Source organism: Streptomyces sp. NPDC014861 (assembly GCF_043081625.1).
Taxonomy (GTDB): domain Bacteria; phylum Actinomycetota; class Actinomycetes; order Streptomycetales; family Streptomycetaceae; genus Streptomyces.
The window spans coordinates 536024-560467 of sequence record NZ_JBIBWV010000003.1 but is presented as its reverse complement, the minus strand read 5'-3'; the positions used below and the strand labels follow the sequence as shown (position 1 = coordinate 560467).

23 protein-coding genes are annotated in these 24444 nt (G+C 74.1%); 10 read left to right on the top strand and 13 right to left on the bottom strand.

The window, feature by feature from the left end; translation table 11 throughout:
* Nucleotides 1-18: 18 nt before the first annotated feature.
* From ACF1BN_RS09095 to ACF1BN_RS09060, 8 genes are all read right to left on the bottom strand, one after another.
* Nucleotides 19-1236 carry a phosphatidylserine/phosphatidylglycerophosphate/cardiolipin synthase family protein gene (locus ACF1BN_RS09095; RefSeq protein WP_392330929.1) on the bottom strand — a complete coding sequence of 406 codons (1218 nt, stop codon included), beginning with the start codon at nt 1234-1236 and terminating at the stop codon, nt 19-21.
* A 532-nt stretch (nt 1237-1768) separates the two neighbouring features.
* Nucleotides 1769-2041, bottom strand: a complete 273-nt coding sequence (locus tag ACF1BN_RS09090; RefSeq protein WP_392330928.1) for a DUF3253 domain-containing protein — start codon at nt 2039-2041, stop codon at nt 1769-1771.
* A 121-nt stretch (nt 2042-2162) separates the two neighbouring features.
* Complete coding sequence (locus tag ACF1BN_RS09085) at nt 2163-2579, bottom strand: universal stress protein (RefSeq protein ID WP_392330927.1); 417 nt, start codon at nt 2577-2579, stop codon at nt 2163-2165.
* 1 nt (nt 2580) lies between these two features.
* On the bottom strand, nt 2581-4095 hold the full coding sequence (locus tag ACF1BN_RS09080; RefSeq protein WP_392330926.1) for an APC family permease: 1515 nt from the start codon (nt 4093-4095) through the stop codon (nt 2581-2583).
* 292 nt (nt 4096-4387) lie between these two features.
* Nucleotides 4388-5632 carry an ABC transporter permease gene (locus tag ACF1BN_RS09075; RefSeq protein WP_392330925.1) on the bottom strand — a complete coding sequence of 415 codons (1245 nt, stop codon included), beginning with the start codon at nt 5630-5632 and terminating at the stop codon, nt 4388-4390.
* Complete coding sequence (locus ACF1BN_RS09070) at nt 5632-6576, bottom strand: ABC transporter ATP-binding protein (RefSeq protein ID WP_392330924.1); 945 nt, start codon at nt 6574-6576, stop codon at nt 5632-5634. The genes ACF1BN_RS09075 and ACF1BN_RS09070 overlap by 1 nt, the downstream gene beginning before the upstream one ends.
* Complete coding sequence (locus ACF1BN_RS09065) at nt 6576-7703, bottom strand: peptidoglycan-binding protein (RefSeq protein ID WP_392330923.1); 1128 nt, start codon at nt 7701-7703, stop codon at nt 6576-6578. The genes ACF1BN_RS09070 and ACF1BN_RS09065 overlap by 1 nt, the downstream gene beginning before the upstream one ends.
* A gap of 104 nt (nt 7704-7807) precedes the next feature.
* Nucleotides 7808-8305 (bottom strand): hypothetical protein, encoded by a 498-nt coding sequence (locus ACF1BN_RS09060; RefSeq protein WP_392330922.1) that lies wholly within the window; start codon nt 8303-8305, stop codon nt 7808-7810.
* 88 nt (nt 8306-8393) lie between these two features.
* On the opposite strand from ACF1BN_RS09060, the gene ACF1BN_RS09055 reads away from it, so the two are divergent.
* On the top strand, nt 8394-9053 hold the full coding sequence (locus tag ACF1BN_RS09055; RefSeq protein ID WP_392330921.1) for a response regulator transcription factor: 660 nt from the start codon (nt 8394-8396) through the stop codon (nt 9051-9053).
* Nucleotides 9054-9259: 206 nt separating this feature from the next.
* Nucleotides 9260-10471: an ATP-binding protein gene (locus ACF1BN_RS09050; protein ID WP_392331019.1), complete on the top strand. Its 1212-nt coding sequence runs from the start codon at nt 9260-9262 to the stop codon at nt 10469-10471.
* A 188-nt stretch (nt 10472-10659) separates the two neighbouring features.
* On the opposite strand, the gene ACF1BN_RS09045 is transcribed toward ACF1BN_RS09050, so the two are convergent.
* The 4 genes from ACF1BN_RS09045 to ACF1BN_RS09030 all read right to left on the bottom strand — a co-directional run bounded on the left by ACF1BN_RS09045 (nt 10660) and on the right by ACF1BN_RS09030 (nt 14640).
* Nucleotides 10660-11289 carry a lactate utilization protein C gene (locus ACF1BN_RS09045; RefSeq protein ID WP_392330920.1) on the bottom strand — a complete coding sequence of 210 codons (630 nt, stop codon included), beginning with the start codon at nt 11287-11289 and terminating at the stop codon, nt 10660-10662.
* A complete protein-coding gene (locus ACF1BN_RS09040) occupies nt 11286-12974 on the bottom strand; it encodes a lactate utilization protein B (RefSeq protein ID WP_392330919.1) in 1689 nt (562 codons plus the stop codon). The genes ACF1BN_RS09045 and ACF1BN_RS09040 overlap by 4 nt, the downstream gene beginning before the upstream one ends.
* The gene (locus tag ACF1BN_RS09035) at nt 12971-13738 is read right to left on the bottom strand and encodes a (Fe-S)-binding protein (RefSeq protein WP_392330918.1); all 768 of its coding nucleotides are present in this window, start codon (nt 13736-13738) and stop codon (nt 12971-12973) included. The genes ACF1BN_RS09040 and ACF1BN_RS09035 overlap by 4 nt, the downstream gene beginning before the upstream one ends.
* A 161-nt stretch (nt 13739-13899) precedes the next feature.
* On the bottom strand, nt 13900-14640 hold the full coding sequence (locus tag ACF1BN_RS09030; protein WP_392330917.1) for a FadR/GntR family transcriptional regulator: 741 nt from the start codon (nt 14638-14640) through the stop codon (nt 13900-13902).
* A gap of 263 nt (nt 14641-14903) precedes the next feature.
* Here ACF1BN_RS09030 and ACF1BN_RS09025 point away from each other — a divergent pair, with 263 nt between their 5' ends.
* Nucleotides 14904-16334 carry a Gfo/Idh/MocA family protein gene (locus ACF1BN_RS09025; protein WP_392330916.1) on the top strand — a complete coding sequence of 477 codons (1431 nt, stop codon included), beginning with the start codon at nt 14904-14906 and terminating at the stop codon, nt 16332-16334.
* Nucleotides 16335-16372: 38 nt separating this feature from the next.
* Nucleotides 16373-17386 (top strand): NEW3 domain-containing protein, encoded by a 1014-nt coding sequence (locus ACF1BN_RS09020; RefSeq protein ID WP_392330915.1) that lies wholly within the window; start codon nt 16373-16375, stop codon nt 17384-17386.
* Between the two features lie 162 nt (nt 17387-17548).
* On the opposite strand, the gene ACF1BN_RS09015 is transcribed toward ACF1BN_RS09020, so the two are convergent.
* Entirely contained in the window at nt 17549-18349 is an 801-nt protein-coding gene (locus tag ACF1BN_RS09015) for a DeoR/GlpR family DNA-binding transcription regulator (protein ID WP_392330914.1), read from the bottom strand.
* A 334-nt stretch (nt 18350-18683) separates the two neighbouring features.
* On the opposite strand from ACF1BN_RS09015, the gene ACF1BN_RS09010 reads away from it, so the two are divergent.
* The 6 genes from ACF1BN_RS09010 to ACF1BN_RS08985 all read left to right on the top strand — a co-directional run bounded on the left by ACF1BN_RS09010 (nt 18684) and on the right by ACF1BN_RS08985 (nt 24425).
* Entirely contained in the window at nt 18684-19622 is a 939-nt protein-coding gene (locus tag ACF1BN_RS09010) for a 1-phosphofructokinase family hexose kinase (protein WP_392330913.1), read from the top strand.
* Nucleotides 19623-19763: 141 nt separating this feature from the next.
* Nucleotides 19764-20714: an SIS domain-containing protein gene (locus ACF1BN_RS09005; protein ID WP_392330912.1), complete on the top strand. Its 951-nt coding sequence runs from the start codon at nt 19764-19766 to the stop codon at nt 20712-20714.
* Between the two features lie 108 nt (nt 20715-20822).
* Nucleotides 20823-21659, top strand: a complete 837-nt coding sequence (locus tag ACF1BN_RS09000; protein WP_392330911.1) for a ketose-bisphosphate aldolase — start codon at nt 20823-20825, stop codon at nt 21657-21659.
* A gap of 331 nt (nt 21660-21990) precedes the next feature.
* On the top strand, nt 21991-22692 hold the full coding sequence (locus ACF1BN_RS08995; RefSeq protein ID WP_392330910.1) for a DUF2470 domain-containing protein: 702 nt from the start codon (nt 21991-21993) through the stop codon (nt 22690-22692).
* Between the two features lie 213 nt (nt 22693-22905).
* Complete coding sequence (locus ACF1BN_RS08990) at nt 22906-23619, top strand: DUF2470 domain-containing protein (RefSeq protein ID WP_392330909.1); 714 nt, start codon at nt 22906-22908, stop codon at nt 23617-23619.
* Between the two features lie 149 nt (nt 23620-23768).
* A complete protein-coding gene (locus ACF1BN_RS08985; RefSeq protein ID WP_392330908.1) occupies nt 23769-24425 on the top strand; it encodes an isochorismatase family protein in 657 nt (218 codons plus the stop codon).
* Nucleotides 24426-24444: the final 19 nt, after the last annotated feature.

Here is a 24444-nt window from a genome sequence, read left to right as displayed (position 1 = left end):
GGCTCGGCTCGGCTCGACTCACAGATAGCGGAGGAGGGGCAGCACCGCGGTCTCCCGTGCGCGCTGGAGCAGCGAGCGCCGCTTCCAGCGGTCCCGGCGGATCAGTTCGCTGGATTCGAGGTCCTCGTCGTAGTGCGCGTCGAGGGTGGCGGTGAAGTCGGCGTCCATGACGGCGAGCATGACCTCCTCGTCGTGGTCGAGGGAGCGACGGTTGAAGTTCGTGGATCCGACCAGGGACACCACGCCGTCCATGGTCATGATCTTCGCGTGCATCATGGTCGGCTGGTACTGGTGGATGCGCACGCCGCACGCCGTCAGCGCCTCGTAGCGGTGCTGGCCCGCGAGCCGGCACACCCTCTTGTCCGTGTGGGGGCCGGGCAGCAGGATCTCGACCTCCACGCCTCGGCGGGCCGTGGCGCAGAGCAGCTCGACGAAGTAGTCGTCGGGGGCGAAGTAGGCGGTCGCCAGACGGATCCGCTCCTCGGCCGATTCGAGGATCACGCGCATCAGGGTCTGCATGTCCTGCCAGCCGAAGGCGGCCGAGCCGCGGACGACCTGCACGATGGCGCTCCCGCTCGGGCGGTGGCTCACGAACCGGTCGCGCTCGTCGAAGAGTTCCGTGTGGCATTCGGCCCAGTTCTGGGCGAAGGCCGCGGCGATGCCGTCCACGGCGGGGCCCCGGACCTCGACGTGCGTGTCCCGCCACTCGCTGGAGTCGCGCGCGTCACCGCACCACTCCTCGGCGATCCCGACGCCTCCGGTGAAGGCGGTCTGCTCGTCGATCACGAGGACCTTGCGGTGGCAGCGGTGGTTCTGCTTCAACGGCGAGAGGTGGAGGGGCTTGCGGAACCAGGCGACCTCGACCCCGGCCTCGCTCATCCGGTCCAGGAGGTCCCGCTCGATGAGGCGGCTGCCGAACCCGTCCAGCAGCAGCCTCACCCGCACGCCCGCGCGGGCCCGGTCGGACAGGGCGGCGGCGAAACGCCGCGCGATGTCGCCTCGCCAGTAGACGAAGGTCATCATGTCGACGGTGTGGCGGGCCTTGCCGACCGCGTCCAGCATGGCGGCGAAGATCTCGTCCCCGTTGCGCAGGGGGCGCACGGAGTTGCCCTCGGTCGCCGCGACGCCGATGAGGCGCTCCAGGCGCCGGCGTATGCGTTGGATCCGTTCCTCTGCCGGGTCGCTTTCCGCGGTGTCGGGCGTGGACCCGCCCCGCGACGGCTCTCTGTCAGGCATACAGCTGTTCTCCTTCTGCTCCTCGGTCGGGACGTGTGCGCCCAGGACTCCGTCCGACGGCGTACAGGCCCCGACGCCTGTCCCCTCCGCGAGCACGGAACGGCTCCCCCTCACAGGGGGAGCCGTCGGCCCACGGGCGGGGTCGGTCCGCTCAGGCGTGACGGTGGTGACGCCGGTCCCCCGTGACCGGTCGACGGACGGCCGGGAGGATGGCCGGGCCGACGATCGCGGCGACCTTGACGATGCCCATGTGCTTCTCCTGCCCGACAGCCGACGTGTGTGTCAGGTGACGTCTTCGCCCTCCTGACGATTGCAAACGTCCCGATCGAACGATCGTCGCGAGGCCGGTACCGACGGGCGCCGCAGGGCCACCTCCGGCGCAGGAGGGGGAAGGCCGTCCGGGCGGGCACGGGCCGGGGCGGGCGCGGGGCACCTGCGATCGGACGGGGTCGCCGGTACGACGTGGATGTCGTGGACGTCCTGGCGGGTCTCGCGGACGGGTCGGGCGCGGGCCGACCCGACGGATCTCGGGTCAGCGGGCCCGCCGGATGCGGATCGGACCCTTGGCCTCGCCCGGTGCGATCGGACGGCCGCGCTGGGTGATCTCGACCTCCCCCTCGTCGACCAGGTGGCGGGCCGCGAGGCGGGCCGGCTCCATCAGGGCGCGCCAGCCGTCGTCGTCCCCCTCGTACGCGGCGCGTGCCGCGTCGGACGGACAGATCGACGCGCCTGGTGCACGGTGCCGCAGCAGCCTGAGGATCGTCTGCTCCAGGCGCCATACCGTCTTCCTGTCCGGCTCCGTCACCTCTTCAGTCTCCACGATCCCCCGGGTCGCGCGACCGGCCGGCGTCCCCGGCGTGGAGCATGGCTTCGGTGCCAGCATCGGCATCGGCATCGGCGGGGGCACGTCGGGCGGGTCGGGCGGGTCAGTCCTCGGGCGGGACGCAGAGGACGGGGACCGTGGACATGTGCAGGAGTTTGTGGGGTGTCGAGCCGAGGAGCGCGCCGCGCATCGGGCTCTCGCCCCAGCTGCCGACCACGATGACGCGGGCGGCGTAGCGGTTCGCCGCCTCGATGAGGGCCTGGGCGGGCTTCTCGTCGATCACCTCGACGACGGTCGGTACGCCCGCCCGGTCGGCCTCCGCGACCGCGTGCTCCAGGCCGGTGCGGCCGGCCTGGCGGATGGCCTCGTGATGGGAGGCGTACTCCTCGCCCGTGGGGCCGGGTGCCGCGGCGCCGTAGACCAGGACGAGCCGTTCGTCGAAGGCGGCGGCCACCTCGACGGCGATGCGCAGCGCCCGGGCGGCTCCGGGGGATTCGTCGTAGCCCAGAACGACCGACATCTCAGGACTCCTTGCCGTGGCCGGGTCCGTGGCCGTGGACCAGGTCGGGGTCGGCCACGCCGGGGCGCTCGCGCCAGAACGCCGGGGACCGCAGGCGCCACACGAGCATGACGACCACGCCGGTGGCGGCGATGCCGATGCCGATGACGAGCGGGGGGCCGAGCCCGAACCACGACGTGCCGCTGTACGAGTTCTCCGGGTCCGCCATGTCGGAGACCGACCGCACCAGGAGCCACGCCAGCAGGCCCGCGCCGACCAGGGGGCCGAGCCCGATCAGCAGGAAGTTGTGGACGCTCTCCAGGAGGTGGCGGCGGTAGTAGACGGCGCAGGCCAGGCCGGTGAGGGCGTAGTAGAAGGAGATCAGCAGCGACAGCGCGGTGAGGGAGTCGAACAGGGCGTTCTCGCTGATCTGGCTGACCACGAGGTACCAGGCGATGGCGATGCCGGCCACCCACCAGGTGCTGACGTCGGGGGTGCGGAAGCGCGGGCTGATGTGGCCGTAGTGCGCGGGGAGCGCGCGGCGGCGGGCCATGGACAGCGCGGTGCGCGAGGCCGGGATGATGGTGGTCTGGGTGGAGGCGATGGCCGAGGTGGAGACGGCGAGCAGCAGGATCCAGTCCCAGCCGCCGAGGACGTCCCCGGCGAGCTGGGCGAAGATGAACTCCTCCTCGCCCGCGTTCTCCGACAGGAAGGCGGGGCCGGCGTACGCCACGACCGCGAATCCCACGGACACGTAGGTCACGAGGAGGACGACGGTCGACCAGAGCCCCGCCTTCCCGGGCGCGCTGGCGGAGTCCTTGACCTCCTCGGTCAGGTTGACCGCCGATTCCCAGCCCCAGTAGATGAAGACACCGAGCAGCAGCCCGCCGGTCAGCGCGGCGCCGCCGGCGCCGAACGGATTGAGCCAGCTGAGTTCCGGATCGGCCGACGGGTGCTTGCTGGTGCCGTTGTAGACGGCGTAGAGCGCCACGGCGACGAAGATCAGCAGGCAGGCGACCTGCGCCAGGATGAGGACGTTCTGCACCTTGGCCGACAGCTCGGTGCCGATGACGCACACGGCGGTCATCACCAGGATCAGCAGCACGGTGAGCAGTTGGCGTACGAAGGTGTTGTCCACCCAGCTGTCGAGGCCGACGGCCATCAGGGCGAAGCTCACGGCGACGTCGGCGAGCGAGCCGACGACCAGGACGCCGGTCATCGCGATGGCCCAGCCGCCGAGCCAGCCGGCCCAGGGGCCCATGGCCCGGGTGACCCAGGAGAAGGTCGTCCCGCAGTCCTGGTCGACCTTGTTGAGGTAGTAGAACGCCGAGGCGATCAGCAGCATCGGCACGAAGGACGCGACCATCACGCCCGGCGCGTAGATGCCGACGAGGGCGACGATCGGGCCGATGACGGCCGCGAGCGAGTACGCGGGGGAGGTGGAGTTGAGCCCGATGACGAGCGCGTCGACGAAGCCGATGGCATTGGACTTCAGACCTACGGGGCGCTCCGGGGGCGCGGCATCCTCGGCGGCCATGTTCCCTCGCTCTCGACGAGCCAGTCAGAACAGCGAGACCTACGCCTTCATCGTAGGGAGGCTCGACCGGTCGCGCATGTGCCACCGGCCGTCCTGACCGCTTCCCCGGTGCCGCCCGGTCGCATCCCCGGGGCGGGACGGTCGCTTCCCGACCGCTTCCCGGGTGCCGCCCGGTCGTTTCCCGGGGTGGGACGGCCCGTGCCCGGACCGGTGGGCACCGGTCCGGGCACGGGCGGCGGCGGGGTGGCGCGGGGGCGCTATCCCGCCGCCAGGGCCGAGGTCGCAGGGAGCGCTACCCCGCCGCCAAAGCCGAGGTCGGCGGCTGGCGGGAGGCGCGGACCGCCGGGTAGAGGCCCGCGACCGTGCCGATCGCGAGCGTCGCGGCGAAGCCGGCGCCCGCCGCCCACGGCGGGACCACCCAGGGCAGTCCGCCGGTGGAGGCGTACACGCCCGTCGCCGCCGCGCCCAGGGCCACCCCGGCGACGCCGCCGAGGCCGGAGAGCATCAGGGACTCGGTGACGAACTGGATGCGGATCTGGCCCCTGGTCGCGCCGAGCGAGCGGCGGAGGCCGATCTCGTGGCGGCGTTCGAGGACCGAGATGATCATCGTGTTGGCGACGCCCACGCCCCCGACGAGGAGGGCGATCCCGCCGAGCCCGAGGAGCAGGGTGGAGAAGGCGCCCTCGGTCGCCGCCTTCGCCTGCAGCGCCTCCGACGGGTCGCTCACCGCGACGTTCTGCGGGTTGCGCGGGTCGATCGTCGGGGCGAGGAGCCGCTGGACCTGGCGGACGGAGGCGTCCGTGGACCGCTCGTACACCGCCGTGGGGTGGCCGTCGAAGCCCAGGAGGCTCTGGGCGCTCTCCCAGCCGACGAGCGCGGAGCGCTCGATCTCGGGGGCGAGCGGGAGGGGGGCGAGGATGCCGGCGACGGTGAAGTAGCGGTCGCCGATCCAGACCTGCCGGCCCGGCCGGTCGATGCCGAGGCGTTCGGCGGCGACGTGTCCGAGGACCACGGCCGGATAGCGGCCGTTGGCGGCGTTCAGCCAGGTGCCGGACGCCGTCGTGCCGCGCAGCACGCCGAGGAGCCCCTCCGTCGCCGCCTTCACGGCGATCCCGCCGGTCTCCTCCTCCGGGATCAGACGCGAGCGGCGCACCGAGTGCCGGAGATCCCCCGTCGCGCCCGCCCGCTCCACGCCCTCGATGCGTCCGACCATCCCGACGGCGTCCTTGGGCAGCTTCACCTCCTGGCCGCTGAACATCCCCTCGCCGGGCTCGGCGACCAGCATGTTGGTGCCGAGCGCGTCGAGCCGCTGGAGCAGCTGCGCCTGGCTGGACGCCGAGATGCCGACGACCGCGATCATCGTCGCGATGCCGATGGCGATGCCGAGCGCAGACAGGACGACCCGCACGGGGCGGCTGCGCAGCCCCGCCGAGCCGACGTGCAGGACGTCGCGCGGGCTGAGCCGGCGGGCCCTGAGGGTCACGGACCGGCGTCCGGGCGCCGCGGGGGCGTGGTCCTTCCTGCGCCTGCCGCGCATCACACCACGACCTTTCCGTGCGCGGAGTCGGCGACGACCCGGCCGTCCCGGATCCCGACCCGGCGGGGCAGGCGCTGCGCGATCTCCAGGTCGTGGGTGATGACGGCGATCGTGGCGCCCTCCTCGTTCAGGGTGCGCAGCAGTTCCATGACCGCCTCTCCGGACGCCGTGTCCAGCGCTCCGGTGGGTTCGTCGGCGAGGAGCAGGTCAGGCGCTCCGACGATCGCGCGGGCGATCGCGACGCGCTGCTTCTGGCCGCCGGACAGCTCGTGCGGCCGGTGCCGGGCGCGGTCGGCGAGGCCGACCCGGGCCAGCGCCTCGGCGGCGAGCGCGCGGCGGCGGGACCGGGGCAGGCCGGAGTACAGGAGTCCTTCGGCGACGTTGTCGACGGCGGAGACGCCCGGGGCCAGGTGGAAGGCCTGGAAGACGAAGCCGATGTGGCGGGCGCGCAGCGCGGACAGCTTCCGGTCGGTGAGCGCGGCGATGTCGTGGCCGGCGATCGCGACGGTGCCGGTGGTGGGCCGGTCGAGGGTGCCGACGATGTGCAGGAGGGTCGACTTGCCGGAGCCGGAGGGACCGACGATGCCGACGAGCTCGCCCTCCTCCACGGTGAGGTCGACGCCGTCGAGCGCGCGGACGCCGCCCGCGTACTCCTTGACGACGTGCCGCAGCTCGACGACGGGCGTCCGGGAGGCCGGCGAGGCCAGGGCCGGTGTCGGTGCTTGTGCCGGTGCCGGTGCTGGTGCTGGTGCCGGTGCTTGTGCCGGTGCTCGCTCCGGACGTCCGGGCCGGGCGGCCGGTCCGGGGCCGGAGCCGAGGACGGGATCGTGGCCGGAGCCGAGGCCGGAACCGGAGCCGAAGTCGGAGCCCGAGCCGAAGTCGGAACCGGAGCCGAAGTCGAAGCCCGAGCCAGGGCCCGGTACGGGGTGGGGCGTGCCGGTCATCAGGACGGCACCCCGACCTTCGCGCCCGCGCTCAGGCCGTCGCCGCTGACCTCGACCCTGCCCCGGGCGAACATGCCGAGCTCGACCCTGACGTCCCGGGTCGTGCCGTTCTCCACGACCTGGACGCCGAATCCGCCGTCGGGGAGGGCGAGGAGGGCGTTGACGGGGACGGAGAGGACGTCCCTGCGGGTCTCGCCGGTGAGCTCGACGGTGACCGGGGACTGGTCGACGCCCTTGACCTCGCCCGGGTCGTCGAAGGAGACGGTGACGTCGATCTTCGGGGTCTTGTCCTGCGGGTCGTCGCCCGCCGTCGCGGTCCTGCCGACGGCGGTCACTCTGCCCGGCAGCCGCGTCCCGTCGGGGAGCGTCACCGTGACCTTGGTGCCGGTCCTCGCGGTCGCGGCCTCGGCGGCCGGGACGTCGAAGGTGACGACCCGCTCGGAGCCGGTCACGGTGAGGACGGGGGTGCCGGTGGCGAGGCGGTCGCCGGGGGCGATCCGCCCCTGGCCGCCCGCGCCGGCGTCCGGGCCCGCCTCCTTGACCCGTACGGCGCTGCCCGCGAAGGCGATCCGGTCCGGGCCGACGGTGCCGGTCTGCTTCAGGTCGTGGGACTTCTGCCAGCGCTTGACCGCCGCCGCGGTCCTGTCCGTGTACTCCTCGTCGACGTCGAAGCCGGTGTGGCCGAGCGCGGCGAGGTTCTCCTCCAGCTGCCGCACGTCCTTGCCCTTGTCGCCGGCCTTCAGGGTCCGGTACATGGGCTCGTCGCCGTACATGAGCCGGACGGCCTCGCCGTCGACCTCGTACAGCCGCTCGTCGCGCTCCACGACGGAGCCGGCCGGGGCGAGCCAGGTGAGGGTGCCGCCGGGGCCGCCCGCGTTGATCTTCCGCTCCCCCAGGTGCCCGAGCGTGCCGTCGCGCGAGGAGCTGTCCGTGAGGTCGCCGCGGGTGACCGGCGCCGTGGCGGGCGGCGGCCCCTTGGTGTCCGTGTCGCCCGCCGGTGCCTTCGACGGGGTCGCGAGGGCGGTGACGGCGACGCCGCCGCCCGTGAGGGCGAGGAGCGTCACGAGGGCGAGCCAGAGCCGGCGCCGCCCCAGGGGCCGTGCCCCGCCGGCACGGGGGTCCGGCATGCCGGCGGCTCGGGGGTCCGACGTGCCTTCGGTGCGGAGGTCTGGCGTGCCTTCGGCGCGCGGGTCCCATGTGCCTTCGGTGCGGGGGTCAGGTGCGCCGCCGCTCATCGGCCGACGCCTTCGCACGCCTTCATGGCCTTCTCGAACTTCTGCTTCTCCGCGCCCTGCGGTATCGGCATGGCCTTCTGGGCCCCGCCGTCGAAGCTCGGGTCGGGCATGTTGAAGCCGTTCTCACGCATGCACTTCGCGTACGCGAGCGCCTTGTCCTTGTCGGCCTGCGTCGGCTCCTTGCCGAACCCGGCGCCGCCGGCCTTGTCCGCGCAGGCCTTGAACGCCTTCTCCATCTTCTCCTTCGACATGCCGTCGCCGCCGATGGTGAGCCCCACCCCCTGCTCGCCCGGCTTCGGCTCGGGCACGTCGAGGCCCTGCTCACGCAGGCACTTGCGGTGCTCGAAGGCCTGGTCGGCCTTCTTGCCCGCGTCGCTCGCGCCTCCTTCGTCCTTCCCGCCCGCCCCGGAGCCCGAGCAGGCGGTGGCGAAGAGGGCGAGGGCCGCGGCCAGGGAAGGGGCGGCGGCCGTCCGGATGATCCGTCGAATCGTCATGGGGGGACAGTGCCGCGCGGGGGTGTTTCGGTTCTCTCAGCGGTTTCGTTTACATCGGCGAAAGGTCCGTTTCGGATACACAGGGGGCATGCGCGTACTGGTGGTGGAGGACGAGGCGTTCCTCGCGGAGATGATCGCGGAAGGGCTGCGCCGGGACGCGCTCGCCGTGGACGTGGCACCCGACGGGCTCGAAGCCCTGCGGAAGCTCCGGCTGGGGGAGTACGACGTCCTCGTCCTCGACCGGGACCTGCCGGGGATCCGCGGCGACGAGGTGTGCCGCCGGGTGGTCGAGCAGCGGCTGATGACCCGGATCCTGATGCTGACGGCGGCGGGCACCCTGCGGGACCGGGTCGAGGGCCTCGGGCTCGGCGCGGACGACTACCTGGCCAAGCCCTTCGCGTACGACGAACTGCTCGCCCGCGTCCTTGCCCTCGGCCGCCGCACCAGGCCCGCGCTGCCGCCGGTCCTCGAGCGGGCCGGGATCGTCCTGGACACCGCCCGCCGCCAGGCGAGCCGCGACGGCCGGCACCTCCACCTCTCCCCCAAGGAGTTCGGCGTCCTGGAGGAGCTGCTGCGGGCCGAGGGCGCGGTGGTGAGCGGCGAGGACCTGATCGAGCGGGTCTGGGAGGAGCACACCAGCTACCGCACGAACGCGGTGCGGGTGACGCTCAGCAAGCTCCGCGCCAAGCTCGGCGAGCCACCGGTGGTGGAGACGGTGCCGGGCGCGGGCTACCGGATCGTGCCGTGAGCGGGCGGCGGGACGGACGCGGGGAGCGCGGCGAGGGCGACGCACCCGGGGAGCACGGCGTACGGGGCGGGCGCGGCGCACCCGGCGGGGGCGCGGGCGAGGCGGGGGTCGGGGTGCGCGGGCGGCTCGCCGCGCGGTGGCGGTCGCGGCGGGGGCCGGCCGGAGCCTCGGGTGCGGGGGTCCCCGGCGCCGTGGCCGGACGGCTGCTGCCGTTCCGCAGCGAGCGGGCCCGGCTGACGGCGCTCTACGCCGCGCTGCTCGTGCTCGCCGGATCGCTGCTCACGGGCGTCGTGTACGCGCTGGTGCGGGAGGGCATGTACTCGTCGATCAGCATGGCCGTGACCACCGCCGTCCCGGCGCGGCGCCTCGACGGGCCGACGGCCCCGTGGGAGACGACCCTGCCCACCGGTCTGCCGAGCGTCGCGCCCGCGAGCCCCCTGCCCCGTCCGGGGCTCGGTGTCCAGCCGGGTGAGGCGCTGGCCATCACACGGACGGTGAGCGACGCGGCGGAGTCCGCCGCGCTCGAACGGCTGCTGACCGTCTCCGTCGCCGTGCTCGTCTGCTACGCGGTCCTGTCGGTCGCGCTCGCCTGGTGGACGGCGGGCCGGGTGCTCCGGCCGATCGCCGTCATCACGGACACGGCCCGCCGCCTCTCCGGGGAGAACCTGCACGAGAGGATCGCCCTCGACGCGCCGCCCGGCGAGCTCAAGCGGCTCGCCGACACCTTCGACGGGATGCTCGGCCGGATGGAGCGGCTGGTCTCCGCCCAGCAGCGGTTCGCCGCCAACGCCGCGCACGAGCTGCGCACCCCGCTCGCCGTCCAGCGGGCGGCCGCCGAGATCGGGCTCGCGGGCGACCCGCCGCCCGAGCGGGTGGCGCGGATGCGGGCGAAGCTGATCGAGGTCGCGGACGGCAGCGAGCGGATCATCGAGGGCCTGCTGCTCCTGGCCGCCTCCGAGCAGGGCCTCAAGGAGCGCGGGACCGTCGCGGTGGACGAGCTCGCGCGACGGGCGGCGGGCGCGCTGGCCGACGAGGCGGCGGAGCGGGGCGTGACCCTCGACGTGCGGGCGCTGCCGCTGGACGTGGAGGGGGACCCGGTGCTCCTGGAGCGGCTGCTGCACAACCTGGTGGCGAACGCGGTGCGGCACAACGTCCCGCGCGGCCGGGTCGAGGTGCGTACCGGCCCGGGCACCGGGATCGAGGTGTCCAACACCGGCCCGGTCGTCCCGCCCGACACCGTCGCGCTGCTCTTCGAGCCCTTCCGCCGGCTGAACGAGCGCACCCACGCGCCGGGAGAGGGCGCGGGCCTCGGTCTGTCGATCGTCGACGCGATCGCCCGCGCGCACGGCGCCACCGCTACGGCGACGGCGCATCCGGAGGGCGAGGGCGGCGGGCTGACCGTGCGGGTGGCGTTCTGACCGGCCGCCCCCGACGCGCCGCCCGGCTCCGGGTCGGCCCGTCCCGTCCCGTCCCACGGTGGCCCGCTGCTTCGAGGACCTCTCCGCGGACGGCGACGGTCCGGACCGGCCCGGACGGCTGACCGTCCCGACCGCCCGGCGGGCTGTCGGTCCGGACCGCCCGGGTGGCCGCCCCGCCACGGCCCCTGTCAGCGGTCGGTGCGGACGACCACGACGAGGGTGCGGGGGCCGTGGACGCCCTCCACGCGTTCGAGTTCGATGTCGGAGGTGGCCGACGGACCGCTGATCATGGTCGTCGGACGCTCGGGCACCAGCCGTGCCAGCGCCTCCGGGAGGCCCACGGTGACCTGGGAGAGGTCCACGACGCAGACGTGGACGTCGGGGACGAGGGTGAGCGCGCGCCGGCCCTGGCCGGAGGAGCCGTCGAGGAAGATCGTGCCGGTCTCGGCGCAGGTCACGGCCGAGGCCGTCACGACCGCGTCGAGCTCCGCCAGGGACGGGGCGGGGACGTCGGGGCGGTCCTCGACGAGGTCGCCGGTCCAGTCGGCGAGCCAGGCGGGGTCGAGGCCCTCGGGGACGCCGACCCGGTCGGCGCCGAGGCCGGTCAGCACCTCGGCGAGGGTCGCGGCGGTCCCGGTCGCGGCGCAGGTGCGCACCCGTGCCTTGTAGTCGACGAGGCGGTCGGTGAGGAGGGCGAGGCGGTCCGCGCCGGGCAGCTCGCGTCCGCGCCGGTAGGCGCGGGGGACGGTGACGGCGGGGCGGGGGGCGAGCGCGAGCGCGTCCCGCACCCGGCCGAGGACGGTCTCCCGGGCGTTCATCGCTCCTCCTCGGGGGTGTCGGTGGCCGTGCGGTGGTCTTCTTCCGTGGGGTGGTCGGCGGCCGTGCGGTGGTCGTCCTCCGTGCGGCGGCCGGCGGCCGCGCGCTGCTCGCCTTCCGTGGGGTGGTCGGCGGCCGCACGGGGATCGGCGGCGGCACGGTGGTCCGCGGCAACGCGATGGTCGGCGGCCGCCGCTTCGAGGGCGCTCCGGCCCTCCTCGGAGGCGTACCAGGCACGGAAGGTGCGGCGGGGCGGGGCGGGGATGTCGCGACTGTCGGTCCAGCCCGCGAGCGGGGGCGGCAGGTGGGAGATCTTCCCGTCCCGGCCGGCGGCGATCCGGCCGACGACGGCGGCGCGCTGGGCCGTCGTGTAGAGCTTCGGGCGGCCCATGACGGCGGCGGCGGCCTTCATGGCGAGCCGTTCCGCGCCGCGGCCGGTGCGTTCGGTGGTCTGGTGGCGGAGCTCCACCAGCAGCGAGGGGATGTCGATCTTGACCGGGCAGGCGTCGTAGCAGGCGCCGCAGAGGGTCGAGGCGTACGGGAGCGAGGCGTTGGGGTCGTCCTTCGCGGCGTGGGTCCCGGCGAGCTGGGGGGTGAGGACGGCGCCGATGGGCCCGGGGTAGGTGGAGCCGTACGCGTGGCCGCCGACCCGCTCGTAGACCGGGCAGACGTTCAGGCAGGCCGAGCAGCGGATGCAGTGGAGGGCTTCGCGGCCGATCGGGTCGGCGAGGGCGGCGGTGCGGCCGTTGTCGAGGAGGACGAGGTGGAAGTCCTGCGGTCCGTCGCCCGGGGTGACCCCGGTCCACAGGGTGGTGTACGGGTTCATCCGCTCGCCGGTCGACGAGCGGGGCAGGAGCTGGAGGAAGACCTCGAGGTCGGAGTAGCGGGGCAGGACCTTCTCGATGCCCATGACGGTGATGAGCGTCCTGGGGAGGGTCAGGCACATCCGGCCGTTGCCCTCGGACTCGACGACCGACAGGGTGCCGGTCTCGGCGATCCCGAAGTTGGCGCCGGAGACGGCGACGGGGACCGTCATGAACTTCTCGCGCAGGTACGCCCGCGCGGCGGCGGCCAGTTCGGCGGGGACGGAGCCGAGGCCGGGGTCGACGCCGGGGATCCCTTCGAGGAAGATCCGGCGGATCTCCTCGCGGTTGCGGTGGATGGCGGGGACCAGGATGTGGGAGGGCTTGTCGTCGGCGAGCTGCACGATGAGTTCGGCGAGGTCGGTCTCGTGGGCGGTGACGCCCTGGCTCTCCAGGTGCTCGTTGAGCCCGATCTCCTGGGTGGCCATGGACTTGACCTTGATCACCTCGCGGCTGCCGGTGGCCGCGACGAGCTCGGTCACCAGGGCGTTCGCCTCCGCCGCGTCCCGGGCCCAGTGCACGGTGCCGCCGGCCTCGGTGACCTTCGCCTCCAGCTGCTCCAGGAGTTCCGGCAGCCGGCTCATCGCCTCCTCCTTGACGGCGGCGCCCGCGGCGCGCAGCTCCTCCCAGTCGGGGAGCTCGGCGGTGACGGCGAGCCGCTTGGCGCGGATGGTGCGGGTGGCCCGGTGGAGGTTGTCGCGCAGCTGGTCGTTGCCGAGTTCGCGCGCCGCGGCCTCGGGGAAGGCCCGCTCGCCCCGGAGGTTCCCCTCGCCGTAGGGGGAGCGGGGCGGGGGTGCGGGCATGCCGAGGAAGGTGCTGCTCATGAGGTGGTCTCCAGCGGTGCGTACGGAGCGGTACGGGTGGCGGCGAGGATCTCGGCGAGGTGGAGCGTGCGGGTGGCGGAGCGGATCCGGGACAGCCCGCCGCCGATGTGCATCAGGCAGGAGGAGTCCCCGGCCGTGCAGACCGCCGCGTCCGTCGCCGTGATGTGGTCGAGTTTGTCGCGCAGCATGGCGGTGGAGGTGGCGGCGTTCTTGAGGGCGAAGGTGCCGCCGAAGCCGCAGCAGGCGTCCGCCTCGGGGAGTTCGACGAGGTCGATGTCCTCCACCGCCCGCAGCAGCCGGAGCGGTTTGTCCCCGACGCCGAGCATCCGCAGGGAGTGGCACGTCGGGTGGTAGGTGACGCGGTGCGGGAACCAGGCGCCGACGTCGGTGGCGTCGAGGACGTCGACCAAGAACTCGGAGAGTTCGTACGTCTTGGCCTTCACGACCGCGACTCCGGCGCGCAGGACGGCGTCGCCGTACCGTTCGGCCACGAGTCCGTGCTGGTGCCGGACGGAGCCGGCGCAGGATCCCGAGGGCATGACGACGGCCTCGATCGAGGGGTCGCCGAACTGGTCGGCGAAGTTCCTCACGAGGGGGACGGGCTCGCGCTGGTAGCCGGTGTTGACGTGCATCTGCCCGCAGCAGGTCTGGTCGGGCGGGAAGACGATCTCGTGGCCCAGGCGGGTGATCAGCAGGGCGGTCGCCCGGACCGCGTCGGGGAACAGGGTGTCCCCGAGACAGGTGGCGAAGAGGCCGATGCGCATGCTTCCTCCGGGGCGGGGGCGATTTATGGTCCGACCATACGTGGGCCGACCGCCCACGCCAAGATCTGACCACAATATGGTCGGACCTTTATAGCGCCGAGAGGGTGCCGGACGGAGGTACGGGCCGGCCGGCGGGTCGGACCGCCGGCCGGCCCCTCGCCTCAGCGGGCGGTGCCCTCCGGGCGGGACGAGACGAAGGCTCCGTGGAAGCCGCGGATGTGCCGCTCGACGAGGTCGGCCGCCGCGCCGCCCTCGCCCGCGCCGATGAGCCGCAGGAGTTCCGCGTGGTCGGCGTTGAGCGCGCGGGCGGTCGCAGGCCAGTCGTCGAGCTTCCGCCCGGCGTCGAGGATGAGGGCGCGCACGGACTCCCGTACGGCGGCGGTGAGCGTGGACACCAGGTGGTTCCCCGAGCAGCGGGCGAGCAGCACGTGGAAGGCGGTGTCGAGCTCGTTGAACCGCTCCGCGTCGGACTCCGCTCCGGCCATCTCGGCCAGCAGCGCCTCCGCCGCCTCGAAGTCCTCGGCGCGCCCCGCCCGCGCCGCCGCCTCGACGCTGGAGCGCTCCAGGACGACGCGGGCCTCCAGCACGTCCTCCAGGCCGTAGCTGCCGAGGGCCAGGTGCAGCCGGAGGACCCGCCCCACGGCGTCGTCGGGCTCCCGGACGATCCGGGCGCCCGCGTCCGGGCCGCGGCCCACCTGGGCGACGAGGACGCCGATCGTCTCCAGCACCCGCAGCGCCTCGCGCAGCGCCGACCGGCTCACGCCGAGGGCCGCCGCGAGTTCGCGCTCCGGCGGCAGGCGGTCGCCCGCCTTGAGCTCCCCGGCCAGCAGCTGCCGCTCGACGGCCTCCAGGACCAGCTCGTGCGTCCGCGACTGCCGTACCGGTCGCCATGGGGTCGTCACAGGCCCCTCCCCTCTCACCGACGGGGCCACACACCCCTTGCTCCTTCCTCATTATGGTCCGACCTCACGCACCGGTCGGCCCGCCGGGCCGCGCCGCACCCGCCTCGGCCTCCCCACCCATACTGCCCGACGGATGCGCGATTCATGCAGATTGATTGCTTGAAGATATCCATGAAGCCATCATTCCGAGCATCTCTTGACACCGGGCGGAGCCGCCGCCAGAGTCGTGCCCCATCGAGCCCGCCTTCGCCCCGAGGAGCGCCATGCCCAAGTTCCCTTCCGTCTCGCGTCGTTCGCTCATGGGGGGTGCGGTCGCCACCGGAGCGGCCATGGCCGGGCTCGGCGCGACGGCGCCGACGGCGGCCGCGGCGCCGCCGGGCGGCACGCCCCGCCGCCGGCCCGGACAGAAGACGATGATCAACGTCGCGTACGACGCCCACCGCACCGTCCGGGTCGGCGTCATCGGCCTCGGCAACCGGGGCAGCGGCATGACACTGGGCTGGGCCGCGGTGCCGGGCTGCGTCGTGACCGCCGTGTGCGACGTCCGGGCCGACCGGGCCAGGCGGACCGCCGACCAGCTCGTCGCCCAGGGCAAGCCCCGCCCGGCCGAACTCGGGGGCGGCGCCGCCTCGTTCGAGCAGCTCCTGAGGCGTGACGACGTGGACCTCGTCTACATCGCCACCCCTTGGGAGTTCCACTACGAGCAGGGCAGGGCCGCCCTCCTCGCCGGCAAGCACGTCATCGTCGAACTGCCCATCGCCACCGGGCTCGACGAGCTCTGGGACCTCGTCGACACCTCCGAGCGCACCCGCCGGCACCTGATGCTCGCGGAGAACTGCAGCTACGGCCGGAACGAGCTGGCCATGCTGAAGATGGCGCACGAGGGCATGTTCGGCGAGATCACCAACGGCCACGGCGGCTACCTGCACGACCTGCGCGCGCTGCTGTTCTCCGACACGTACTACACCGACAGCTGGCGGCGGCTCTGGCACACCCGCAGCACCGCCTCCTTCTACGCCATGCACGGCCTCGCGCCGATCGCCGCCGCCATGGACATCAACCGCGGGGACCGGATGACCACCCTGCGCGCCACGGCCACCGAGGCCAAGGGGCTCGCGGACTACCGGGCCCGCTTCGTGGACCGCTCGCACCCCTCCTGGAACGAGACCTACGTCAACGGCGACCTCGTCACCTGTCTCATCGACACGGCGCAGGGCCGCGTGATCCGGGCCGAGCACGACGTCAGCTCGCCCCGGCCGTACAGCCGCATCAACACCCTCGCCGGCAGCCGGGGCATCTTCGAGGACTACGCGGGCGTGGTCTCCTCCGGCGGCGGGCGCGTCTACGTGGAACCGGACCACGGCGGCCATTCCTGGCGGGACTTCGGGTCGTACCGCAAGGAGTTCGACCACTGGCTGTGGAAGAAGATCGGCGACGACGCCGCGAACAACGGCGGGCACGGGGGCATGGACTACGTGCTCCAGTGGCGCACCGTGCAGCAGATGCGGGCCGGGATCGTCCCGGACATCGACGTCTACGACTCCGCCGCCTGGTGCGCGCCGGTCCCCCTGAGTGTCATGTCCCTGGCGAAGGAGGGCCGGCCGGTGGCCGTACCGGACTTCACCCGCGGCGACTGGGTCAACCTGCGCCTGGGCCTCGACTCCCGCCCCTCCGACATGCCGCCCGTCGCCTGACGCGCCGACCGCGATCCCCCTCACCAGGAGCAGAAGACATGAGACACCCCCGCCACTGGGGCACCGCCCTCAGAACCCTGGCCGCGGCCGTGACCGCCGTCGTGGCCCTCTCCCCCGCCTCCGCCTCCGCGCGGGCGGCGTCCGGCACGCCGGCCGGCGCGACGGCACCGAGGACGGAGGTCGCCGTCTCCGCCGTCGACCTCGACGGACCCGCGATCTCGACCGTGCAGGTCACGGTCAGGAACGCCGGACCCGACCGGCTGCGGTCACTGAAGGTCTCCTTCGCCGGACCGGTCGGCTGGGCGGTGCAGCCGGCGACGCAGACGGTGGACGGCACCTTCGCGGCCGGCGCCACGGCCCGGGCCACCTTCCGCATCCAGGTCCCCGAGCGCCGGCCCGGCTTCACCGTCCGCACCTTCACCGCGACGGCGACCTACCGGGGCGGTGACGGCGCCGGCACCGCCACGGGCACCCGCTCCGAGCTCAGCGGCACGCCGGTGGCCTCGCTCGCCGCCGCGTACAACAACGTCGCCGTCACGGACGAGGCCGACACCGCGCCGGGCGACTACGACGGCGAGGGCAACAGCTTCTCCGCGCAGAAGCTGGCCGCCGCCGGCCTCACCCGGGGCGGCGCGGTGAACGCCCTCGGTGCGCGTCTGACCTGGCCGGACGTCGCCCCCGGCAGCAAGGACAACGTCTCCTCCGCCGGCCAGGCCGTGACCCTCTCCGGCGCGGGCGGCAAGCTCGTGTTCCTCGGATCGGGCGTGGGCAGCGGCGCCACCGGCACCGCCACCGTGCACTACGCGGACGGCACCACCACCTCGGGCACGTTCGGCTTCCCGAACTGGTCCTTCGACCCCGCGAACGCCCACGGGGCGACCCTCGTCGCGTCGAGCGACGGGCGCAACCGGCCGAGCGGCTACGGCAACGCCGGCATCGCGTACCGCGTCTTCGCGCACTCGATCGCCCTCGACCCGGCCAAGCAGGTCTCCTTCGTCGTGCTGCCCGCCAACGCCGGCATCCACCTGTTCGACATGGCCCTCGCGCCCTGACATCCCCGTCGGCCCCCACCGGCGGGAAGACGCCGCGCCCCGCCTCCGTACCCGACGGAGGCGGGGCGCGCGGACGGCGCGGCAGAGCGGCCCGCCGGGGCGGCGCCGCTCGGCGGGGGGCGCGGCCGGCGTTCCGCGGGGCGGCGCCGCTCGGCCGCGGGGTCAGACCGTGACGACCTCGATCCCCGCCTCGGTGAAGCGGGCGGCCATGTCGGGGGCCAGACCCGTGTCGGTGACCAGCACGTCGACGCGGTCGAGGCCGCAGATGCGGGCGAAGGCCCGCTGGCCCACCTTGGTCGAGTCCGTCGCGAGGACCACCTTCCGGGCCCGCTCGGCGAAGAGCCGGCTGATGCCGGCCTCGTCCTCGTGCCGGGTCATCACCCCGAGCCGCGGATCCACGCCGTCGACACCGAGGACCGCGATGTCGAGCACCACCTGGTTCAGCACGCCCTCGGTGAGCGGACCCACCAGTTCGTACGTCGTCGGCCGGGCGACCCCGCCGGTGACGACGAGCTTGAACTGGGGGCGGACCGCCAGCTCGCCGGCGATGTTGAGCGCGTTGGTCACCACGGTGTACCGCGGCCCCGCCGGGGTCTCGTGCCGTTCCCCCGCGCCGTTGCCCGCGCGGAGCGCCAGCGCGCGGGCCACCTCCGTCGTGGTGGTGCCGCCGTTGAGTCCGACGACGTCCCCCTCCGCCAGGAGACCGACCACGGCCGTCGCGATCCGCTGCTTCTCGGAGGTGTGCCGCGAGGACTTGTAGCGCAGCGGGAGTTCGTACGAGACGCCGTGCGCCATCGCGCCGCCGCGCGTCCGGACCAGGAGCTTCTGCTCGGCGAGCTCGTCGAGGTCGCGCCGGATGGTGGCGGGCGACACGGCGACCGCGACGGCGGCCTCCTCCACGTCGAGTCTGCCGTCGGCCGCGAGCAGCTCCAGCAGCCTGCTCCATCGCTCCTGCTTGGACACGTGCCACATCCTTCTGGGTCCCGGACTCCTTCGCCCCCTCGCGGGATGCGCGAAAACGATCGTAACCGCGCGGTCTCCGCGCATCCGGCGCGCCGGTCGCACCCCGCACACCGGCGGGCTCCGCACCTCTGCCTCTGGACTCCGGGGCAGCACCCGTCGATACTTCGATCATATTGCATGCACCGACACGCTCGTTATGAGCGTTGAACACGCAGCATCACGCATCCAAGAGGGAGAGCGTCCTGATTCGCAACACCTGCGCCCCACCCCGGACGACCACCGTCGGGCTCCGCCCCCGGGGACGCGCCGGCGGCGGGGGCGGAGCGGTGGCGCCGTGATCCTCACCGTCACGCTCAACGCCGCCCTCGACGTCACCTGGCACGTCGAACGCCTGACCCCCGGCTCCTCGCACCGCGTCGAGGCCGCCCGCGAACGCGCGGGCGGCAAGGGCGTCAACGTGGCCCGCGCGCTCGCCTTCCTCGGGCACGCCCCGATCGCCACCGGCCTCGCCGGCGGACCCACCGGCCGTCTGATCCGGGACGGACTCCGCGCCGCCGGGATCCGCGACGCGTTCACCGAGGTGGCCGGGGAGTCGCGGCGCACCCTCGCCGTCGTCTCCCGCGAGGACGGCGACGCCACCGTCTTCAACGGGCGGGGCCCCCGGGTGACCACGGCCGAGTGGAGCTCCTTCCGCCGGCGGTACGCGGCCCTCCTCCCCGGCGTGCGCGTCGTCGTGCTGAGCGGCAGCGTCCCGCCCGGCCTGCCCGGCGACGCCTACGCGCAGCTGATCCGGGCGGCGGCGCGGGCCGGCGCGGCCACCGTGCTCGATACCAGCGGGGCCGCGCTGACGAACGCCCTGGCAGCGGGCCCCGACGTCGTCAAGCCCAACGCGGAGGAGCTCGCCGCGGCCACCGGCCGGCCCGACCTGCCCACCGCCGCCGCCGCGGTGCTCGCGCGGGGCGCCCGCGCGGTGGTCGCGTCCGCCGGGCCCCGGGGGCTGTACGCCCTCACGCCCGAAGGGGCCTGGACGGCGAGGCCTCCCGAGCGGCTCTCCGGGAATCCCACCGGCGCCGGCGACGCCTGCGTGGCCGCGCTGGCGGCGGGCCTGGCGGACGGCGCCCCCTGGGCCGACGTCCTGCGGGAGGCCGTCGCCCTGTCGGCGGCGGCGGTGCCGTGCCCGGTGGCGGGGGACGTCGACGCGGGGGTGTACGGACGGTTCCGGCGGGAGGTCCGCGTCGAGAGCCCGCCCCCGGCGGCCCGGAGCCGCGCCTGACCGGGCAGCATCCGCACAGGATGCGCAGTTATGCTCGAAACAGTGGCACTTCAAGCAACTCTTGACGTCAGACATGCGCGTAGCCCAGCATGGGATCGCATCAGCTCCTCCGTCGAGGGCCCTTGAGAAGAAGGAACCCGCGTGACCACCTTCGAAACCTCCCGCACGTCCATCGAGATCGACTCCCAGCCGGCGGTCTGGCGGCGGACGGCCGACTCCGTCTCCGGCCACGCCGCCGCGCTGCCGCGGCGTGGCGAGCGCGTGGCCGTGGTGGGCTGCGGCACGTCCTGGTTCATGGCCCACGCCTACGCGCGGCTGCGCGAGGCAGCCGGCCACGGCGAGACCGACGCCTTCGCCGCCTCCGAGTTCCCGCACGGACGCCGGTACGACCGGATCCTCGCCCTCAGCCGGTCCGGCACGACCACCGAGGTCCTCGACCTGCTCGGCCGCGTGCGGGGCTCGGTGCCCACGAGCGCGATCACGGCGGACCCGGACACCCCCGTGATGACGGCGGCCGACACGGTGGTGGTGCTCGACTTCGCCGACGAGGAGTCCGTGGTCCAGACGCGGTTCGCCACCTCGGTGCTGATCCTGCTCCGCGCCCACCTGGAGGCGGAGGCCGCCCCGCCCCCGGGGGTCGGTCCGGTCGCACAGGCGGTGCGCGACGCCCGGCGGGCCCTCGACGTGCCCCTCGGACCGGAGCTGACCGGCGCCGGGCAGTTCACCTTCCTCGGCACCGGCTGGACCTACGGCCTCGCCCAGGAGGCCGCCCTGAAGATGCGCGAGGCGGCCGGCGCGTGGACCGAGGCGTACCCGGCCATGGAGTACCGGCACGGGCCGATCAGCGTCACCCGCCCGGGGCGCGTCGCCTGGCTCTTCGGCACCGCCCCGCAGGGGCTCGCCGACGACATCGCCCGGGTCGGCGGCCACTTCGTCTCCGCCTCGGGGGACACGGGTGACGCGCTCGACCCCCTCGCCGACCTGGTGATCGCCCAGCGGCTCGCCGTCCACCTCGCCCTGGCGAGCGGTCAGAACCCGGACACGCCCCGGAACCTGACGCGCTCGGTCATCCTGCGGGACTCCCCCGCGTGAGCACGGCGCCCATCCCCTGGCCGGCGGGGGCCCGCGGCGACTCCGCCGGTCCCCGCCGCGGCCGACGCCGTCCCCCGACGGCGCCCCACCGCTCTGTGGAGAACCCTCATGCCCCTCGCCCCCACCGGTGACATCATCGGTCCCGCGTCCGCAGGCGACCGCGGCGTCGGCGCCTTCAACGTCGTGCAGATCGAGCACGCCGAGGCCATCGTCGCCGGAGCCGAACGGGCCGGACTCCCCGTGATCCTCCAGATCAGCGAGAACACCGTCCGCTACCACGGCGCCCTCGCCCCGATCGCGGCCGCCTCGCTGTCCCTCGCCGACGCCGCCTCCGTGCCCGTCGCGGTCCACCTGGACCACGCCGAGACGACCGCTCTCGTCCACGAGGCCGTCGCGCTCGGATTCTCCTCGGTGATGTTCGACGCGTCCCGTCTCCCGTACGGGGCCAACGTGGCCGCCACCCGCGCGATCACCGACCACTGCCACCGGGCCGGCGTCTGGGTCGAGGCCGAACTCGGCGAGGTCGGCGGCAAGGACGGCGCCCATGCCCCCGGCGTCCGCACCGACCCCGGGGAGGCCCGCGCCTTCGCCGCCGCGACGGCCGTCGACGCGCTGGCCGTCGCCGTGGGCAGCTCGCACGCCATGCTCACCCGCGACGCCGTCCTCGACCTGGACCTCATCACCCGCCTCCGGGAATCCCTCGGCATACCCCTCGTCCTGCACGGCTCCTCGGGCGTCGGCGACGAGGACCTGGTGAAGGCCGTCGCCGCCGGCATGACGAAGGTGAACATCTCCACCCACCTGAACCAGCTCTTCACCCGCACGATCCGGGAACGGCTGGCGGAGGCCCCGGGCGTCGCCGACCCCCGCAGGTACCTCGGGCCGGCCCGCGAGGCGGTGGCCGCCGAGGTCGCCCGGCTCCTCGGCCTGCTCGCCGGACGCTGACGGAGACGCGCGTGAGGGCCCGACCGCACCGGCGGCCGGGCCCTCACGTCGTACCGGCCGGACGGACCATGACACCGAGCCGCGGTACCGCCGGGCCTCCGTACCGCTGAGCCTTCGTACCGCCGGGCCTTCGCCGCCGTGGCCGCGCCGTCCGGAGGGCCCGGGGGCAGGGGTTCTGACGTGCCGTCGGGCGGGCAGGGCAAGGGTTCTGACGGGCCGTCGGGGTGCGCGGCGGCGGGTCGAAGGGATGTACCCATCCCCTCCCACCCCGTCGATAGGTTAAGTTAGGCTTACCTAAGTTGGTACTCGCCCCCACCTCCCTGGAGCACCCATGCGGCTTCGCACTTCCCGTGACACACGGCCGACCCCTGCCGAGCGGATGCGGTCGATCATCACGGTGGCCCGCTCCATGACCGTGGTGACCGACGGCGACCGGCACGAGGTCCACACCGTCGACGGCACGCCCGCGATGGGCCGCATCCACCTCCACGAGCCCACCGGCGACCTGGAGCAGCACGGGGCGCCGCGCATCCCGATCCGCGTCGAGCTCACCGACATCGCGCCCACGCCCGTCCGCGACCGCGTGCGCGCCCGGGTGACCCTCACCGGCCTCGTCGCCTCCGCCTACGGCGCGGAGTCGTCCGCGAGCACGTGCATGTTCCTCGGCCAGGCCGTCCTGGAGGACGCCGAGGGGCGCACCTACGTCCCGCTGAGCCAGTTGACGGCGGCGGACCCGGATCCCCTGGCGGGCTGCGAGGCGGCGATGCTCCACCATCTCGTCGCCGACCACCCCGATCTGGTCACCCGGCTGCTCCGCCTCGCCTCCTCGGGGCTCAAGCGCGATCTCGTGCGCGCCCTGCCCCTCGCGATCGACCGCTACGGCATCACCCTGCGCCTCGAACGCGCCGCCGGCCAGCACGACGTGCGGCTGCCGTTCCCCACGCCCCTCGCGGACGTCGATCAGGTCGCTCCCCGCATCCGCTCGCTGCTGTCGACGGCGCGCCGCGCGTCCCACTCCCGGCTGTTCGCCTGAACCCCCTTCCGGGGGTGGAGTGTTCCGCCGCGACACAGGCCAGCACTCCGCCGCGACACAAGCCAGCACCACCATGTGATGTACGTCACCTTACGCCCCGGCCGCTAGGCAGCTCGCGGACGCAAACTAAGGTTAGCCTTACCTCAATTCGTCGGCTCGGCATGGGCCGGCGGGCCGAGGTCACCGATCCGTCTTTGTCCGCAGGGAGTCCCGTTGAGCACGCATGGCACCGTCGTCCCCACCGGGCCGAGCGCGGCGGAGCACGTGCGCACCGTCCTGGCGCGCGCGGTCTCCCTCTCCCTCAGGACCGCCGGGCAGGAGTACGACCTGATCGGCATGCACACCGTCGCCCCCGACGGCACCCTCACCCTCCACCTCCAGGACGGGACGGCGCCGCTCCACCCGGCCGAGGCCCCCGCCGCCGGCCAGGCGGCCGTGCTGGAGTTCACCGACATCGCCCCGACCGCGGTCCGCAGCCGCGTGAGGGCGCGGGTGACCGTCGTCGGCCGCCTCGCCGCGGCCGACGGCGGCGACCTGCGCCTGGAGGCCACGCACGTCCGGCTGGGCACCCCGTCGGGAACGGTGGACGTCGCACCGGAGGAGCTGGCCCGGGCGGAGGCCGACCCCCTCGCCGTCGAGGAGGCCGGTCTGCTGACGCATCTCGTGGACGCCCACGGCGACACGACGCGACACCTCCTCGACCTGGCCGGACACCGGGTGCCCCCCGTCGTCGCCCGGGCGCTCCCGTACGCCCTGGACAGCCGCTCGATCACCCTGCGCTGCGAGTACCCCGGCGGCCACTGCGACCTCCGTCTGCTCTTCCCGGCCCCGGCCCGCGACGCCACCGAGGCGGGCGAGCGGATCCGGCAGCTGCTCTCGGAACCGTGTCCGTGCCACCACCACTCCCCGACCCGCTCCCACCCCTGACCGGACCGCTCCACCTCGTCCGCTCGCCGGCCGGCGCACCGCACACGCGGCTGCCACCCGGACCGGACCACCTTTCAGTTCCTTGCAGTTCAGTTCAGTTCAGTTCCGCAGGCTCGATCACGAGCCGGTCCGCCGGGGAGGGACCCTTCATGGGCTTGCCTGTCATCGAGTCCTATCCCATGCCGGACCGGGCCGCCCTTCCCCACTCGTGCGCCTCCTGGACCATCGACCCCTCGCGGGCCGCGCTCCTCGTCCACGACATGCAGCACCACTTCGTCCGGGCCTTCCCCGCGGGCCGCTCGCCCGTCGTGGAGCTGGTCCAGAACATCGCCGCGCTGCGGGAGCTCGCGGGCACGCTCGGCATGCCGGTCGTCTTCACCGCCGAACCGGCCGGCCAGTCACCCGGCCGACGCGGCCTCGTCGCCGACGTGTGGGGTCCGGGCATCGGGGACGACCCCGAGGAGTCCGCCTTCGTCGCCCCGCTCGTCCCCCGCACCGGGGAGCACGTGCTGCCCAACCTGCGCCCCAACGCCTTCCTCCGCAGCCACCTCGGCCGCGTGCTCCGCGAGGAGGGCCGCGACCAGCTCATCGTCTGCGGCGTCTACGCCCACCTCGGCGTCCTGCTGACCGCGGCGGACGCCTTCATGAACGACATCCAGCCCTTCGTCGTCGCCGACGCCGTGGCGGACTTCTCCGCCGAGGAGCACGCCATGGCCCTGCGCTGGGCCGCGCGCAGCGGTGTGGTCTGTACGACCGACGCCCTCCTGCGCGACCTGCTGCTCGGCCGGGTCCCGCGCGACGCGTGACGGCATCCCCCTTCCAACC

Coding starts and splice junctions, on each gene's coding strand:
- ACF1BN_RS09000 (WP_392330911.1), top strand. CDS start 20,823: ATGCCCCTCGCCCCCACCGGTGACATCATCGGTCCCGCGTCCGCAGGC.
- ACF1BN_RS09085 (WP_392330927.1), bottom strand. CDS start 2,579: ATGTCGGTCGTTCTGGGCTACGACGAATCCCCCGGAGCCGCCCGGGCG.
- ACF1BN_RS08995 (WP_392330910.1), top strand. CDS start 21,991: ATGCGGCTTCGCACTTCCCGTGACACACGGCCGACCCCTGCCGAGCGG.
- ACF1BN_RS09075 (WP_392330925.1), bottom strand. CDS start 5,632: ATGCGCGGCAGGCGCAGGAAGGACCACGCCCCCGCGGCGCCCGGACGC.
- ACF1BN_RS09060 (WP_392330922.1), bottom strand. CDS start 8,305: ATGACGATTCGACGGATCATCCGGACGGCCGCCGCCCCTTCCCTGGCC.
- ACF1BN_RS09035 (WP_392330918.1), bottom strand. CDS start 13,738: ATGCGCATCGGCCTCTTCGCCACCTGTCTCGGGGACACCCTGTTCCCC.
- ACF1BN_RS08985 (WP_392330908.1), top strand. CDS start 23,769: ATGGGCTTGCCTGTCATCGAGTCCTATCCCATGCCGGACCGGGCCGCC.
- ACF1BN_RS09095 (WP_392330929.1), bottom strand. CDS start 1,236: ATGCCTGACAGAGAGCCGTCGCGGGGCGGGTCCACGCCCGACACCGCG.
- ACF1BN_RS09045 (WP_392330920.1), bottom strand. CDS start 11,289: ATGAACGCCCGGGAGACCGTCCTCGGCCGGGTGCGGGACGCGCTCGCG.
- ACF1BN_RS09070 (WP_392330924.1), bottom strand. CDS start 6,576: ATGACCGGCACGCCCCACCCCGTACCGGGCCCTGGCTCGGGCTTCGAC.
- ACF1BN_RS09040 (WP_392330919.1), bottom strand. CDS start 12,974: ATGAGCAGCACCTTCCTCGGCATGCCCGCACCCCCGCCCCGCTCCCCC.
- ACF1BN_RS09080 (WP_392330926.1), bottom strand. CDS start 4,095: ATGGCCGCCGAGGATGCCGCGCCCCCGGAGCGCCCCGTAGGTCTGAAG.
- ACF1BN_RS09055 (WP_392330921.1), top strand. CDS start 8,394: ATGCGCGTACTGGTGGTGGAGGACGAGGCGTTCCTCGCGGAGATGATC.
- ACF1BN_RS09065 (WP_392330923.1), bottom strand. CDS start 7,703: ATGCCGGACCCCCGTGCCGGCGGGGCACGGCCCCTGGGGCGGCGCCGG.
- ACF1BN_RS09025 (WP_392330916.1), top strand. CDS start 14,904: ATGCCCAAGTTCCCTTCCGTCTCGCGTCGTTCGCTCATGGGGGGTGCG.
- ACF1BN_RS09020 (WP_392330915.1), top strand. CDS start 16,373: ATGAGACACCCCCGCCACTGGGGCACCGCCCTCAGAACCCTGGCCGCG.